Origin of the sequence: Stutzerimonas kunmingensis (assembly GCF_002929225.1) — a bacterium.
Classification (GTDB): domain Bacteria; phylum Pseudomonadota; class Gammaproteobacteria; order Pseudomonadales; family Pseudomonadaceae; genus Stutzerimonas.
The window spans coordinates 238,857-252,696 of sequence record NZ_PISM01000020.1 but is presented as its reverse complement, the minus strand read 5'-3'; the positions used below and the strand labels follow the sequence as shown (position 1 = coordinate 252,696).

15 protein-coding genes are annotated in these 13,840 nt (G+C 66.1%); 4 read left to right on the top strand and 11 right to left on the bottom strand.

The features are described 5' to 3' along the window. Positions 1 to 33 precede the first annotated feature (33 nt). The 9 genes from CW305_RS15875 to gspE form a co-directional block, all read right to left on the bottom strand. Complete coding sequence (locus CW305_RS15875; RefSeq protein ID WP_014822085.1) at positions 34 to 549, bottom strand: type II secretion system protein M; 516 nt, start codon at positions 547 to 549, stop codon at positions 34 to 36. Next, a complete protein-coding gene (gspL, locus tag CW305_RS15870; RefSeq protein WP_104098370.1) occupies positions 549 to 1,682 on the bottom strand; it encodes a type II secretion system protein GspL in 1,134 nt (377 codons plus the stop codon). The genes CW305_RS15875 and gspL overlap by 1 nt, the downstream gene beginning before the upstream one ends. A 4-nt stretch (positions 1,683 to 1,686) precedes the next feature. Continuing rightward, entirely contained in the window at positions 1,687 to 2,676 is a 990-nt protein-coding gene (gspK, locus tag CW305_RS15865) for a type II secretion system minor pseudopilin GspK (RefSeq protein ID WP_104098369.1), read from the bottom strand. Further along, positions 2,673 to 3,386: a type II secretion system minor pseudopilin GspJ gene (gspJ, locus tag CW305_RS15860; protein ID WP_104098368.1), complete on the bottom strand. Its 714-nt coding sequence runs from the start codon at positions 3,384 to 3,386 to the stop codon at positions 2,673 to 2,675. The genes gspK and gspJ overlap by 4 nt, the downstream gene beginning before the upstream one ends. After that, the gene (gene gspI / locus CW305_RS15855; protein WP_014822089.1) at positions 3,383 to 3,802 is read right to left on the bottom strand and encodes a type II secretion system minor pseudopilin GspI; all 420 of its coding nucleotides are present in this window, start codon (positions 3,800 to 3,802) and stop codon (positions 3,383 to 3,385) included. Before gspI ends, gspJ begins: the two co-directional genes overlap by 4 nt. Then, the gene (gene gspH / locus CW305_RS15850; protein WP_104098367.1) at positions 3,799 to 4,368 is read right to left on the bottom strand and encodes a type II secretion system minor pseudopilin GspH; all 570 of its coding nucleotides are present in this window, start codon (positions 4,366 to 4,368) and stop codon (positions 3,799 to 3,801) included. The genes gspI and gspH overlap by 4 nt, the downstream gene beginning before the upstream one ends. Before the next feature lie 3 nt (positions 4,369 to 4,371). Continuing rightward, positions 4,372 to 4,806, bottom strand: a complete 435-nt coding sequence (gspG, locus tag CW305_RS15845) for a type II secretion system major pseudopilin GspG (protein ID WP_104098366.1) — start codon at positions 4,804 to 4,806, stop codon at positions 4,372 to 4,374. A 5-nt stretch (positions 4,807 to 4,811) separates the two neighbouring features. After that, positions 4,812 to 6,026, bottom strand: a complete 1,215-nt coding sequence (gene xcpS, locus CW305_RS15840) for a GspF family T2SS innner membrane protein variant XcpS (RefSeq protein ID WP_104098365.1) — start codon at positions 6,024 to 6,026, stop codon at positions 4,812 to 4,814. A gap of 156 nt (positions 6,027 to 6,182) precedes the next feature. After that, complete coding sequence (gspE, locus tag CW305_RS15835) at positions 6,183 to 7,697, bottom strand: type II secretion system ATPase GspE (RefSeq protein ID WP_104098364.1); 1,515 nt, start codon at positions 7,695 to 7,697, stop codon at positions 6,183 to 6,185. A gap of 522 nt (positions 7,698 to 8,219) precedes the next feature. Between gspE and CW305_RS15830 the strand changes: the two genes are divergently transcribed. Genes CW305_RS15830 through CW305_RS15820 form a run of 3 tightly spaced genes read left to right on the top strand, consistent with a single transcriptional unit; the run spans position 8,220 to position 11,112 of the window. After that, on the top strand, positions 8,220 to 9,341 hold the full coding sequence (locus tag CW305_RS15830) for a Re/Si-specific NAD(P)(+) transhydrogenase subunit alpha (protein ID WP_003301917.1): 1,122 nt from the start codon (positions 8,220 to 8,222) through the stop codon (positions 9,339 to 9,341). Between the two features lie 13 nt (positions 9,342 to 9,354). Further along, positions 9,355 to 9,672 (top strand): NAD(P) transhydrogenase subunit alpha part 2, encoded by a 318-nt coding sequence (locus tag CW305_RS15825; RefSeq protein WP_003284152.1) that lies wholly within the window; start codon positions 9,355 to 9,357, stop codon positions 9,670 to 9,672. Positions 9,673 to 9,675: 3 nt separating this feature from the next. Next, on the top strand, positions 9,676 to 11,112 hold the full coding sequence (locus CW305_RS15820) for an NAD(P)(+) transhydrogenase (Re/Si-specific) subunit beta (protein ID WP_104098363.1): 1,437 nt from the start codon (positions 9,676 to 9,678) through the stop codon (positions 11,110 to 11,112). Between the two features lie 71 nt (positions 11,113 to 11,183). On the opposite strand, the gene mdaB is transcribed toward CW305_RS15820, so the two are convergent. Together mdaB and CW305_RS15810 are read right to left on the bottom strand one after the other, a co-directional pair. Continuing rightward, positions 11,184 to 11,774 carry an NADPH:quinone oxidoreductase MdaB gene (mdaB, locus tag CW305_RS15815; RefSeq protein ID WP_003301920.1) on the bottom strand — a complete coding sequence of 197 codons (591 nt, stop codon included), beginning with the start codon at positions 11,772 to 11,774 and terminating at the stop codon, positions 11,184 to 11,186. A 120-nt stretch (positions 11,775 to 11,894) separates the two neighbouring features. Then, positions 11,895 to 12,884, bottom strand: coding sequence for a bile acid:sodium symporter family protein (locus CW305_RS15810; RefSeq protein WP_104098362.1), 990 nt, complete (start codon positions 12,882 to 12,884; stop codon positions 11,895 to 11,897). Positions 12,885 to 12,971: 87 nt separating this feature from the next. Between CW305_RS15810 and CW305_RS15805 the strand changes: the two genes are divergently transcribed. Then, positions 12,972 to 13,772 (top strand): AraC family transcriptional regulator, encoded by an 801-nt coding sequence (locus CW305_RS15805; protein ID WP_181063900.1) that lies wholly within the window; start codon positions 12,972 to 12,974, stop codon positions 13,770 to 13,772. The last annotated feature ends 68 nt before the right edge of the window (positions 13,773 to 13,840 follow it).

Below are 13,840 nucleotides of genomic sequence, written 5' to 3'. Positions count from 1 at the left end.
CTCGCGCAGGCCCGGCGATGGATCAGGGCGCCATCAACTCCCCGCGCGAAAGCTCACCCGCGCATTCACCAGCCCTTCACCGGCGCGCTCCAGGCTGACGTCAGCAATGCTCACGCCCTGCCCCTGCAGGGTGTCGAACCAGCGCAACAGCAATGCGTACGATGCCCCCGGCAGGCTCACCTGCACGCTGCCGTCGCTGCCATTGTCGAAGCTCTCGATTCGCAGGTTGCCCTGCTGCGCGCTTTCGGTGATCACCCCCTGCAGCTGCTCCGGCGCCAGCTCGACCTGGTTGCTGCGCTCCATCTGCCGCGCCAGTTCGGTGTTCTGCTCCATGTAGGCATGCAGTTCGCGCTGCGCCTGGTAATACTCGCGAGCGTCGGCTGCCTGGCGTTGCGCCGGCAGCCACAGCCAGAGATAGAACAGCACGGCGAGCAGAAAGGCGCCGAGCAGGCTCAGCGAGGTGCGCTCGCGGGGCGCCAGACGCTGCCAGCGCTGCCACAGCGGCGAATCGGCGAGGCGCACGGCCAGTTGTTGCTTGAGATTCATCATCAGCCTCCGATCACCACGCGCGCGCTGACGCCATCGCCTTCTCGACTGGCCGAGCCCAGCTGCACGCTCTGACCGGTGTCACCCAGGCGTTGGCGCAATGTTTCCAGCGTGGGAAAGTCCATGGCCTGCACCTGCAGCGCCAGATCGCCGCGATCCTGGTTGTAGTCGAGCTGGCCGATGGTCACCGGAATGCCGTCCTCCAGTGCCGCGGCGGCGTGGTCGAGCAGGCGCAGAAAGCCCGCCTGGCCACCGCTGCCGCGGGCCAGATGATCATCGAACTGCGCGCGCATGTTGACGATGCGGATGTCTTCGGGAAACAGCTCGCGATACAGCGCCAGACTGGCCTCGGCGTAGGCATCGCCCTGGCGCTGGAAATACCAGGCCTGGCTCAGGTTGAAGCCCAGCTGCACCAGCAGGATCAGCCCGGCGACAGCAAACAGCGGCTTCCAATAGCCGAGGCCGGTATTACCGACCTCCACGGCGAAATCGCCCTGGGCGAGATTGACCGCCGCCGCTCGCTGGCTGACGAGAAAGGCGTAGGGGTCCTGCACCTGTCGATAACCTTCGACCGCTGCCGGCGGTTCGGCCGCATCGCCCTGCGCATGCCAGGGCGCCGGACAGAGGGCCGCCAGCTGTGGCCAATCCTGGCTGGCGAAGGCCATCCGCGTTTCGCCAACGCCACCAAGCAAGCCACGCTCGCCGATGAACAGCAGTTGCGTGTCCTCCCGCGGCAGCAGATCGGCGTCGACATGAATCGCCACGATCAACAGCCCCAGCTCGCGCAACGGAGCAAGCCAGTCATCCAGCAGCTGGCGGCGGATCGCCACGACCCGCAGACGACCGTCCGGCAGTGTTTCGCCGAGGGCCAGATGCAGATCGTCGACGTTTTCCGCCAGCAGCTCCTCGGCGGCGTAGGCCAGCGCCTGCTGCATCCAGCGCGCCTTGCGCGTCGGCAAGGTGACGGCGAAAAAGCTGCAGACCTCCGCCGGCACGATCAGGCTGATCGCGCCGTTGCCTGCGGCGCATTCACCCAGCGGCTGCCAGCGGCCGGGTTCGTCCTTTGGCAGCCAGTAGACGCGGGTCTCGGCATCGAGCCGGGCCGGGCAGTCGGCGGGCAGAAACAGGCAATCCATGGGTCTAGCGTTCTCCGTCGGATGGGAGGGTCTGCCGGGCAGGCTGACCGAGATTTCGCGCGAGCACGCGGACGCTGCCGTCCTGCTCGCGTTGCAACAGACTGACCAGCGCCAGCCGGCGATCGCCCAGGCGCACTTCGCTAGTGGCCTGGAAGAATTGACTGCCAACCGCCAGCGCAGTGCCCTGCAGCGTAGTTCCGGCCAGCGCCGGCTGTGCAAGGAACGCCGCGCTGTTACGGAACGGTGCGACGCGGCGCAGCTCCACCAGCGACTCGGCCGCACCGGGACTGAGGTTGTCGCTCAGGCTGGAAAGCACCATCGCGCTCGCCGTATTGACGTTCAGCGGCACGTTCGGCGGCAGCGCGACGACATAGGGTGCCAGGCGCTGGAAATCCTCTTCACGCATGTCCAGCAGCAGGCGCAGCTCGGACAGGTCATGCAATCGGCGACCGGCGCTGCGATAGGGCGTATCGAGGCCGAGGTAGGCATTGTCTTCGGCACCCAGTTCGCCGCTCGGCTGCTGATCGGGATCGATCCAGTCGAGCAGGCGCTCGGCATAGGGCGCGCTGATCTGCAGACGCAGCAGCAACCGGCGGAACTGCTCGACCGCGGCGGGGTTGGGCTGCTGGTCGCGCAGCAGGTCGTTGAGGTTGAAGCGTCCGGCGAGATCCTCGATACGCACGAGGATCTCGCCCTGATCGATCTCGAACGCCGGCAGCGGCTGCGCCCAGGGCTCGAGCAGATGATCGACGGCCGCGGCCTCACCATTGGCGCCTGTCTCGCCCGTCGCGCCAGCCCGCAGATCGCGAGCGAGCATGGCCTGGGCCAGCGCTTCGCCGCCCAGCGCGTAGTGCCAAGCCTGGCGTGCCTGCAGCTGGTTGCTGCTGGCACGAATGCTGAGCTGCTGACGCGCCACCATCGCCGCGCTGACCACGGTGACGATGGCCACCACCAGCAGCACGGTAATCAGGGCAACGCCGCGCTGGCACCTCATTGCGGCAGCTCCCCTTCGAACGGCTCGGGCACGCCTTCGGAGCCGGGCAGTGCCTGCTGCGTCGCCTGCTCGACAGCATCGGGCAGGCGCAGCAGACGAGTGATACGGCCGTAGCGGGCGTGCTCGATATTCAATTCCAGGGCGATTGGCAGGCGCTCGGCGGCATTCTCCGGGCTACCGCGGCCGAAATCGAACGGCGGCCACTCCTCGTGCCACACCGCCTCCTCGTCCAGGTAGCGCAACTGCAGGCCCTGCACGTCTTCCAGTACCCGCTGCACGCGCGGCTCGCTGTCGAGGTCACGGTCCAGCACCACCCAGTAGACGCGCTCGAGCGTGTCGCCAGCCAGGCGCCAGCGCACCCGCTGCAGATTGGCGCGACGCAGCCCGGTGGGATTGCGCCAGCCGGCACGGGTCAGCTCCAGCACCGGCGCGCCGTCTTCGCCATCGAGCTGACCGATGAAGGCATTGCGCTCGTCGCCGAACTCATCACGGATCGGCCGCCCGATCACCTGCTGCAGGTCACGCTCGAAGGCCCACACCGCGCGGCTCAGCTCGCGCAGCTGCAGCTCCTGGGCACGCACCGCCTCATCGCTTTGCAGCACCGCTTCGAGCATGCGATAGGTGCCGAGGCCAAGCAGCGCGAACAGGGCGATGGCAATCAACAGCTCGAGCAGGGTGAAACCGACGCTGGTGCGCGCGTGAGCATTCATTGGCGCGCGGCTCCCGGGCCGACACCGATGAATCCGGTGAGGCTGGTGACCGCGCGCTCGGGTACCGGATCGCTGCGGCCACGCGATGTCTGCAGCGCAACCCAGACGGTCACCCGCAGCAGGCCTGGATCGGCGCTGGCCTCGATTTCGCTGAGGGTCTGCCACTGGCGGCCGCCGTATTCCAGCGCCTGGGTTTCGCGGCCGATGGCAGGCGGGGTCTGCTGCAACTGCAGTTCGCTGATGCGGTTGTCGGCGATCCAGCCGGCCAGGGTCAGTTCCTCCAGCCGCCCGGCGTTGGTCAGGCTACGCCCGGCCGCAGTGAGCACCACGGCCGACACGCTGGCGAAGATCGCCAGTGCCACCAGCACTTCCAGCAGGGTGAAACCGCGGCCGGCCCTGGCCAGGCGCCTGCTCATCGCCTGTCCTCGATGACTTTTGCCTCAGGCAGACGGAAGCCGTCGCTGGTGACCAGCCAGCCACCGCCGCGCGGCTTACGTTCGGACAGGCGCAGGCTGAACGGCGACAGCTCGCCGCTGGAAAGAATCAGCAACTGCGGCTCCAGCCGCGGCGCACGACGTTCGGTTCGCTTGCCTTCGCGCGACAGCCCGGCGCGGTCGTCCTCGCGTTGCGTCGGCGCAACCAGCTCCAGCGGCGTGCCGTCCAGTTCCAGATCCAGGCGCATCCACTCCGGCACCTTGTGCACCTTGCGTCGCTCGACTTCCAGCCAGCGCGTGGCTGCCTCGTCGTAACGCAGTACGCGATAGCCCTCGCTGTTGACCAGCAGGCCGTATTCGCGACTGTCGAGTACCGCCTCGTCGCTGAGCACGCCGATCAGCGCAGCCAGTCGCCGCGCCTCGTCACGCAGCTCGCGCGAGGTGCTCGAACCGCCGACGCTGAGCACCGCCACGCTGACCAGAATGCCCAGCAGGACGATCACCACCAGCAGTTCGATCAGCGTGAAGGCGCGGGCGCGCTGCCGCATCGATTAGAGGTCCCAGTTACCGATGTCGGCGTTGAGGTCGCTGCCGCCGGGCTTGCCGTCGGCGCCGAAGGAGTAGAGGTCGAACTGGCCCTGGGTACCTGGCGAGAGGTACTGGTAGTCGTTGCCCCACGGGTCCTTGGGCAGGCGCTTGAGGTAACCGTCGCGGTTCCAGTTCTTCGGCTGCGGGCTGCCGGAAGGCTTCTTCACCAGTGCCTCCAGCCCCTGCTGGGTGCTCGGGTAGGCGAAGTTGTCCAGCTTGTACATGTCCAGCGCGGCGGCGACGGCCTTGATGTCGCCCTTGGCCACGGTGACCTTGGCCTGATCCGGCCGGCTCATCACCTGCGGCACCACCAGCGCGGCGAGGATGCCGAGGATGACCACCACCACCATGATTTCGATGAGGGTGAAGCCCCCTTGCGTGCGTCGTTGCAACTTCATTGTCGTTACCCCACCAGTTGGTTGAGAGAGAGGATTGGCATCAGGATCGCCAGCACGATGGCCAGCACCACAGCCCCCATGAACACCAGCATGAACGGTTCGAACAGGCCGACCAGCAGAGACACCTGAGCGGCGAGGTCGTTCTCCTGATTGCGCGCGGTTCGCGCCAGCATCTGATCCAGTTCACCGGATTTCTCGCCGCTGGCGATCATGTGCAGCATCATCGGCGGAAATTCGCCGGTGGCGTCGAGTGCGCGGGTCAGGCTGCTGCCCTCGCGCACCTTCTGCGCCGCCTCGACCACCCGTTCGCGAATGCGCAGGTTGGCGATCACCGCGGCAGCGATGGACAGCGCCTCCACCAGCGGCACGCCACTCTTGGTGAGGATCGCCAGGGTCGAGGCGAAGCGCGCGGTATTGGTCGCCCGGCTCAGCCGACCGATCAGCGGTATCCGCAGAATGAACGCATGCCAGCGCAGGCGTACGGCCGGGTCGCGCAAAGCCGCGCGCATGGCGAGAAAGGCGGCGATGAGACCGAGCACGATCAGCCAGCCCCAGTTCTTCACCACGTCGCTGGTGGCGATCAGCCCGCGGGTCAGCGCCGGCAGTTCCTGGCCGGTGTTGACGAATACCTTGACCACGTCCGGCACCACATAGCCGAGCAGCAGCACGACGATGGCCAGCGAGGCGACCATCAGGATCACCGGATAGAGCAGCGCCAGCTGAATTTTCTGCCGCGACTGCTGACGCTGGTCGGTGTAGTCGGCCAGCTGGTCGAGCACCAGCCCTAGATGGCCGGCATGCTCGCCGGCCGCCACCGTGGCGCGGTAGAGCTCGGGAAATGCCGATGGATATTCGCGCAGCGCGGCGGCCAGGCTGTGGCCTTCCATCACCCGCGCACGCACGGCCAGCAGCATCGATTTGATCTTCGCCGAGGTGGACTGCGCCGCCGCGGCGCGCAGGGCTTCCTCGATGGGCAGCGCGGCCTGCACCAGCGTCGCCAGTTGCCGGGTGACCAATGCCAGATCGCGCGCCGACAGGCCGCGGCCAAAACTCAGGCCGCCACGGCTGACGTCTTCCTTGGACTTGGCCTGCTTCACCTCCAGCGGCGCCCACTGCTTCTCGCGCAGCAGCTGGCGCGCCTGACGCGGGCTGTCGGCCTCGATCAGGCCCTTCTGCTCACGGCCACGCGGGTCGAGGGCAAGGTATTCGAAGGCAGCCATCAGGCGGTCTCCAACACTGGCGATTGGCGGTCAAGACCGCTCCCACAAAGGCAGCGCACACACGAGGGAGCAGCCTTGGCCGCGAATGGCGTCACCGTGCAGCGTCGGTCAGGCTGCAGATGCCTCTCCAGGCGAGCCGGAAACAACCTCATCCCCTCACTCCTCACGCGTCACCCTCAGCACTTCCTCGATGGTGGTCACGCCTTCGCGCACCTTGCGCAGGCCGTCGTCGCGGATGCTCGGCCCCAGCACCCGGGCGTGGCGCAGCATGTCCTGCTCGCTGGCGCGGGTGTGCACCATGGTGCGCAAGGCATCGTCGAACAGCACCAGTTCGTAAATGCCGGTACGCCCGCGGTAACCGAGGCCCCGGCACTGCTCGCAGCCTTCGGCGTGATACAGCGTCGGCGCCTCGGCCAGGCTGGCCCCAAGCAGCTCGCACTCGGCGGCATCGGCGACGTAGGCGCGCTTGCAGTCATTGCACAACACCCGCACGAGGCGCTGGGCCAATACGCCGAGCAGCGAGGAGGAGATCAGGAACGGCTCGACGCCCATGTCGACCAGCCGTGTGACGGCGCCGATGGCGCTGTTGGTGTGCAGCGTGGAGAGCACCAGGTGGCCGGTGAGCGAGGCCTGCACCGCCATGTCGGCGGTTTCCTGGTCGCGGATCTCACCGACCATCACCACGTCTGGGTCCTGGCGCAGGATGGCGCGCAGGCCGCGGGCGAAGGTCATGTCGACCTTGGTGTTGACCTGGGTTTGGCCGATGCCTTCGAGGTGGTATTCGATGGGGTCCTCGACGGTGAGGATGTTGCGCGTACGGTCATTGAGGGTGGTCAGCGCGGCGTAGAGCGTGGTGGTCTTACCCGACCCGGTGGGGCCGGTGACCAGAATGATCCCGTGCGGTTTCTTCACCGCCTGCTCCAGGTGGTCGCGATCCTGCTCGTTCATGCCCAAATGGCGCAGGGTCAAGCGCCCGGCCTGCTTGTCCAGCAGACGCAACACCACCCGCTCGCCATTGGCCGAGGGAAGCGTGGAGACACGGATGTCGACCTCGCGGCCGCCGACGCGCAGCGAGATGCGCCCGTCCTGCGGGATACGCTTCTCGGCGATATCCAGCTTGGCCATGACCTTGATCCGCGACACCAGCAGCGCCGCCAGCTCGCGCTTGGGCTGCACCACTTCACGGAGGATGCCATCAACTCGAAAGCGGATCACCAGGCGCTTCTCGAAGGTTTCGATATGGATATCCGAGGCGTTCTCGGCAATCGCCTCGCCGAGAATGGCGTTGATCAGGCGAATGATCGGCGCGTCGTCCTCCTGCTCCAACAGGTCCTCGGTTTCCTGGATCTGGTCGGCCAGGCTGGCCAGGTCGAGGTCGTTGCCCAGCCCCTCGACCATCAGCATCGCCGCCGAGGAGTCGTGCTGGTAGGCGGCACCGAGCGCCTGATCGAAATCCACCTGCGGCAGCCACTGCATCGGCAAGCGCATACCAACGACCCGCTGCGCCTCCTGCACCGCCGTCAGCGCGGCGCCCTCGCGCAGGCCGAGGTGCAGCTCGCCGCCACGCTCCAGCAGGATCACGCCGTGCCGACGCGCAAAGGCGAACGGCAAGCGGCGCTGGGCCGGCTGTTCGAGCAGCGTGGTGACTTCGTTTACATCGAGTTCGGGCATCGTCCAGCTCCACCAGCGATACGCAGCGACCCGACGTCACTGCGTTCGAAACACTCCAATCGGGTCCAACCAGCCTAGTTGGACTACAAGGATTGAATGACATTTCAACGTGCGCGCGTTTTTCCTGCATACCCGACTTAACCCGACACCAAGGTCGGAGATGCTTGGCACCGCTGACGAATACCCTGTCAATGGCGCGTCATTCATGATGCGGCCGTGTCGTGTGCCTGGCGCGGACGAACTGGTCGTACGCAGAGCCAAACAGGACGCAATCTGCAGCGAAGCACGGAAAACAGGTAGTCATCCTGCGACCGGCGCGTCAAATACAATCGTTTGATTGAAACAGTTGTTTGATTTTTTCAAGGCTTGCAGAATGCCGCGCCGGGCGATCCGTTTTTGCGCATCGCCCGGCTGGCTTCACCTGTTCCATACCCCGTTCGCCAGAGCAGCGGACGGGTGAAAAGCACGTCGGTGCGCGGTTCGCCGCAGCACCGGTCATGATCACGCAGGAGAACAACAACAATGCACATCGGTGTTCCTCTCGAAACCCACTCCGGGGAAACGCGCGTCGCCGCAACCCCGGAAACCGTCAAGAAACTGATCGGCCAAGGGCACCGGGTGACGCTGCAAAGCGGCGCCGGGTTGCTTTCCAGCGTGCCGGACAGCGCCTATGAGGCGGTCGGCGCAACCATCGGCGATGCGGCCGCGGCCTTTGCCGCCGAGCTGGTGCTGAAGGTCAATGCGCCGGACGATGCCGAACTGGCGCAGATGCAGTCCGGCAGCGTGCTGCTGGGCATGCTCAACCCGTTCGACAATGACTGCATCGCGCGCATGGCTGCCCGCGGCGTCACCGCCTTCGCCCTGGAGGCCGCGCCGCGTACGTCCCGTGCACAGAGCCTGGACGTGCTCTCGTCGCAGGCCAACATCGCCGGCTACAAGGCGGTGCTGGTCGGTGCCCATCACTACCCGCGCTTCATGCCGATGCTGATGACCGCCGCCGGTACCGTGAAGGCCGCACGCGTGCTGATCCTCGGTGCCGGTGTCGCCGGGCTGCAGGCCATCGCCACGGCCAAGCGCCTGGGTGCAGTGGTCGAGGCTTCGGACGTGCGTCCGGCGGTGAAGGAGCAGATCGAGTCGCTCGGCGCCAAGTTCGTCGACGTGCCGCTTGAGACCGACGAGGAGCGCGAATGCGCCGAAGGCGTCGGCGGCTATGCGCGGCCGATGCCGGCCTCGTGGATGGCGCGTCAGGCGCAGGCGGTGCATGAACGTGCGCTGCAATCGGACATCGTCATCACCACCGCACTGATCCCGGGCCGCAAGGCGCCGACGCTGCTGCAGGAAGCCACCGTCGAGCAGATGAAGCCCGGCTCGGTGATCGTCGACCTGGCAGCCGGCCACGGCGGCAACTGCCCGCTGACCGAGATCGACCAGGTGGTGGTTCGCCACGGTGTAACCATCGTCGGCCACGCCAACCTGGCGACGCTGGTAGCGGCCGACGCCTCGGCGCTGTACGCCCGCAACCTGCTGGATTTTCTCAAGCTGGTCATCGACAAGGACGGCCAGTTCCAGCTCAACCTCGAAGACGACATCGTCGCCGCGTGCCTGATGTGCCGCGACGGCCAGGTCGTGCGGACCAACGGTTAAGGGAGACGCGAACATGGATCTGATTTCGGACGGCATCTACAACCTGATCATCTTCGTGCTGGCGATCTACGTCGGCTACCACGTGGTCTGGAACGTCACCCCGGCCCTGCACACCCCGCTGATGGCAGTCACCAACGCGATTTCGGCGATCGTCATCGTCGGCGCCATGCTGGCCGCAGCGCTCACCGTCACCCCGCTGGGCAAGGCCATGGGCACCCTCGCCGTGGCGCTGGCCGCGGTCAACGTGTTCGGGGGCTTCCTGGTCACCCGTCGCATGCTGGAAATGTTCAAGAAGAAGGACCGCAGCGCGGCCAAGGCGGAGGGCAAGTAAGCCATGAGCATGAACCTGATCACCCTGCTCTATCTGGTCGCCTCGGTGTGCTTCATCCAGGCACTGAAGGGCCTTTCCCACCCCACCACCTCAAGACGCGGCAACCTGTTCGGCATGATCGGCATGGGCCTGGCCGTACTCACCACGGTCGGCCTGATCTTCAAGCTCGGCAGCGAGCTGGCCACCGCCGGCATCGGCTACGTGATCGTCGGCCTGCTGATCGGCGGCAGCGTCGGCACCGTCATGGCCAAGCGCGTCGAGATGACCAAGATGCCCGAGCTGGTCGCCTTCATGCACAGCATGATCGGCCTGGCCGCGGTATTCATCGCCATCGCCGCGGTGGTCGAGCCGCAGTCGCTGGGCATCGTCGAGCAGATCGGCTACGCGATTCCGGTGGGTAACCGCCTGGAGCTGTTCCTCGGCGCGGCCATCGGTGCCATCACCTTCTCCGGTTCGGTGATCGCCTTCGGCAAGCTGTCCGGCAAGTACAAGTTCCGCCTGTTCCAGGGTGCCCCGGTGGTATTCAAGGGCCAGCACATGGTCAACCTGGCCGTGGGCCTGGCGATCGTCGGCCTGGGCCTGGTCTACACCTTCACCGGCAACCTGACCGCCTTCGCCATCCTGGTGGCGCTGGCCTTCGTCATTGGCGTGCTGATCATCATCCCCATTGGCGGCGCGGACATGCCGGTGGTGGTGTCGATGCTCAACTCGTATTCGGGCTGGGCGGCCGCCGGTATCGGCTTCTCGCTGAACAACTCGATGCTGATCATCGCCGGCTCACTGGTGGGCTCGAGCGGCGCGATCCTCTCGTACATCATGTGCAAGGCGATGAACCGCTCGTTCTTCAACGTGATCCTCGGCGGCTTCGGGGCCGACGCGGATGCCGGCGGCCCGGCGGGCGCCCAGCTGGAGCGCAACGTGAAGTCCGGTTCGGCCGACGACGCCGCCTTCCTGCTGACCAACGCCGACACCGTGATCATCGTTCCCGGCTACGGCCTGGCGGTGGCCCGCGCGCAGCACGCGCTGATGGAGCTGGCCGAGAAGCTGACGCACATGGGCGTGACCGTGAAGTACGCGATCCACCCGGTCGCCGGCCGCATGCCGGGGCACATGAACGTGCTGCTGGCCGAAGCCGAGGTGCCCTACGAGCAGGTCTTCGAGATGGAGGACATCAACTCCGAGTTCGGCCAGGCCGATGTGGTGCTGGTACTTGGCGCCAACGACGTGGTCAACCCGGCGGCGAAGACCGATCCGAAGTCGGCGATCGCCGGCATGCCGATCCTCGAGGCGTACAAGGCCAAGACGGTCATCGTCAACAAGCGCTCCATGGCCAGCGGCTATGCGGGCCTCGACAACGAGCTGTTCTACATGGACAAGACCATGATGGTCTTCGGCGACGCCAAGAAAGTCGTCGAGGACATGGTCAAGGCCGTGGAATGATCGCCTCGCGCTGAAACGAAAAACCCCTCCCGGCCCACGCCGCGAGGGGTTTTTCTTTGCCTCGGCAAAGCTCAGACGCTGAAGCCGAACACCTCGCCAAGATGCCGGCGGTAGCGTTCGACGTCCGCCTCGATCTGCGGCCGCTTCATCACATCGACGCAGAGGAAGGTCGGCAAGCCCTGCAGGCCGAGAAACTCGTGGGCCTTGTGAAACGGCAGGTAGACGGCATCCACGCCTTTGCCGGCGAAGAAATCGCTGGGGTCGTCGAAGGCCTGCTGTGGCGCGTTCCAGGTCGCGGAAATCATGTAGCGCTTGCCCTGCAACAGACCGCCGCTGCCGTACTTCTGCGAGGCATCGGAGCGGGTGCGGCCGTCGTTGGCGTAGAGGCTGCCGTGGCCGGCGGTGAACACCTCGTCCAGGTACTTCTTCACCGTCCAGGGCGCGCCCATCCACCAGCCAGGCATCTGGTAGATCAGCGCATCCGCCCAGAGAATCTTCTCGACCTCCTGCTGCACGTCGTAGCCGGCGTCGATCTCGGTGGTGCGGACCTCGAAGCCGGCCGCGGTCAGGGTTTCGATGGCTGCCTGATGCAGCGTGGCGTTGTACTGGCCGGCCGAGTGGGCGAAGGCCTTGCCGCCGTTGAGTAGCAGAATCTTCTTCATGGGAATGCCTCAGCAACAGAATGGCGCGCAGCTTAGCCACCCCTGCGCACCGCTCCCAGACCGTAACGGGCAAATTATCTTTGCGCTGCAGTCACGAATACGCCACTGATTGGCTTCGAGTCAGCCCGCTTTTGCGACCGCTGTTGTTTCTGGTCGCGACGCATAGCGCTGCGCCAGTACCGCGCAGACCATCAGCTGAATCTGGTGGAACAGCATCAACGGCAGGATCAGCGTGCCCAGCGCACCGCCGGCGAACAGCACCTGCGCCATGGGGATGCCGGTGGCCAGGCTCTTCTTCGAGCCGGCAAAGAGAATGGTGATGCGATCTTCCAGATCGAAGCCCAGCCAGCGCGCCACCAGCCAGGTGATCAGCAGGGCCAGCGCCAGCAGCAGACAGCAGGCCAGCACCAGCCCCAGCAGCTGCGGCAGCGGCACTTGCTGCCAGATGCCCTCGACCACCGCGTGGCTGAACGCGGTATAGACCACCAGCAGGATCGAGCTCTGGTCGACATTCTTCAGCCAGCCCTTGTTGCGCGCCACCCAGTCGCCGATCCAGCGCCGCGCGATCTGCCCGGCGATGAACGGCAGCAGCAGCTGCACGACGATCTTGCCGATGGCATCCAGCGTCGAGCCACCTTCACCCTGCGCGCCCATCAGCAGCAGCACCAGCAGCGGCGTGAGGAAGATGCCGATCAGGCTGGAGGCTGCCGCGCTACACACCGCCGCCGGGATATTGCCGCGCGCCAGCGATGTGAAGGCGATGGACGACTGCACGGTGGCCGGCAAGGCACAGAGGTAGAGCATGCCCAGGTACAGCTCGGCGCCGATCATCGGCGTCAGCAGCGGGCGCAGCGCCAGCCCGAGCAGCGGGAACAGCACGAAGGTGCAGCTGAACACCAGGAGATGCAGGCGCCAATGGCCCATGCCGGCGAGGATCGCACTGCCCGAGAGCTTGGCGCCGTGCATGAAGAACAGCAGGCCGATGGCCAGGTTGGTGATCCACTCGAATACCGCCACGCCCTGCCCCCGCGCTGGCAGCAGCGTGGCGATGGCCACCGCACCGAGCAGGGCCAGAGTGAAGTTGTCCGGTAACAGGCGAGGTCTGGCCATAGGCGCTCCTGATTGTGTGGCTTGCGGCAGGTTGCCAGCGAGTCTACTGTCGCGCTGGATATCCGACTAACGCCATAAGCCAGACAAATGTCGAGAAAAGGACAAAGCAGCCTCGTGCAACGCAGCATCCCAGCCATGGATGCACTGCCGCGCCCGCTCTTCGCCCGCAGCGAATTCCTGGCTGAGCGAACCACCACGCCACGCCACAGCCATCCCTGGGCACAGCTGTCCTACGCCATCAGTGGCGTGCTGCGCGTGCATACCGAGCGCGGGCGCTTTCTCGCTCCGCCGCAGCGCGCCATCCTGATTCCGCCGGGCCTGCTGCACGAGGTGATCAGCTCGCCGCACACCGAGATGCGCAGCCTGTACATCGACCAGCGCGCCGTGGCCTGGGCGCCCGAGCATTGCCAGGTACTCGCGGTCAGCCCACTGCTGCGCGAGCTGATCCGCGCCTTTGGCGCGCTGCCGGCGGAGTATGACCAGCAAGGTGCCGAAGGCCGCCTGGCAGCGGTGCTGCTGGACCAGCTGCGGGCGGCACCGGCAATCGGCTACTCCCTGCCCTGGCCCGGGGATGCCCGGCTTCGTCAGCTGTGCGAAGCGCTCTATGAGCAGCCCGATCTTTCACTCAGCCTGAAGCAATGGAGGGAGCGCCTGCAGGTCTCGGAGAAAACCCTGACCCGCCAGTTCCAGCGTGACACCGGCCTCAGCTTCCGCGCCTGGCGCCAGCGTCTGCGCCTGCTCAGCGCGCTCCCTCTGCTGGAGCAGGGCCAGCCGGTTACCGATGTCGCGCTGGCCTGCGGCTACGAATCCACCTCGGCGTTTATCGCCGCGTTCGGCCAACAGTTCGGCACCACACCAGGCGCTCTGGCACGCACACCGGACCGATAAGCAGCGCAGCGAAAACAGTTGGCGCGTTCGCGACCAATACAGTTGCATCCATTTCTGGAACTGCACCG

What these genes read in the sequence shown, in the direction of transcription:
- gspJ (WP_104098368.1), bottom strand. Translation starts at nt 3,386, where the DNA reads ATGAATGCTCACGCGCGCACCAGCGTCGGTTTCACCCTGCTCGAGCTG.
- CW305_RS15810 (WP_104098362.1), bottom strand. Translation starts at nt 12,884, where the DNA reads ATGGCCAGACCTCGCCTGTTACCGGACAACTTCACTCTGGCCCTGCTC.
- gspI (WP_014822089.1), bottom strand. Translation starts at nt 3,802, where the DNA reads ATGAGCAGGCGCCTGGCCAGGGCCGGCCGCGGTTTCACCCTGCTGGAA.
- mdaB (WP_003301920.1), bottom strand. Translation starts at nt 11,774, where the DNA reads ATGAAGAAGATTCTGCTACTCAACGGCGGCAAGGCCTTCGCCCACTCG.
- gspH (WP_104098367.1), bottom strand. Translation starts at nt 4,368, where the DNA reads ATGCGGCAGCGCGCCCGCGCCTTCACGCTGATCGAACTGCTGGTGGTG.
- gspE (WP_104098364.1), bottom strand. Translation starts at nt 7,697, where the DNA reads ATGCCCGAACTCGATGTAAACGAAGTCACCACGCTGCTCGAACAGCCG.
- gspL (WP_104098370.1), bottom strand. Translation starts at nt 1,682, where the DNA reads ATGGATTGCCTGTTTCTGCCCGCCGACTGCCCGGCCCGGCTCGATGCC.
- CW305_RS15875 (WP_014822085.1), bottom strand. Translation starts at nt 549, where the DNA reads ATGATGAATCTCAAGCAACAACTGGCCGTGCGCCTCGCCGATTCGCCG.
- CW305_RS15805 (WP_181063900.1), top strand. Translation starts at nt 12,972, where the DNA reads ATGTCGAGAAAAGGACAAAGCAGCCTCGTGCAACGCAGCATCCCAGCC.
- xcpS (WP_104098365.1), bottom strand. Translation starts at nt 6,026, where the DNA reads ATGGCTGCCTTCGAATACCTTGCCCTCGACCCGCGTGGCCGTGAGCAG.
- gspG (WP_104098366.1), bottom strand. Translation starts at nt 4,806, where the DNA reads ATGAAGTTGCAACGACGCACGCAAGGGGGCTTCACCCTCATCGAAATC.
- CW305_RS15825 (WP_003284152.1), top strand. Translation starts at nt 9,355, where the DNA reads ATGGATCTGATTTCGGACGGCATCTACAACCTGATCATCTTCGTGCTG.
- CW305_RS15830 (WP_003301917.1), top strand. Translation starts at nt 8,220, where the DNA reads ATGCACATCGGTGTTCCTCTCGAAACCCACTCCGGGGAAACGCGCGTC.
- gspK (WP_104098369.1), bottom strand. Translation starts at nt 2,676, where the DNA reads ATGAGGTGCCAGCGCGGCGTTGCCCTGATTACCGTGCTGCTGGTGGTG.
- CW305_RS15820 (WP_104098363.1), top strand. Translation starts at nt 9,676, where the DNA reads ATGAGCATGAACCTGATCACCCTGCTCTATCTGGTCGCCTCGGTGTGC.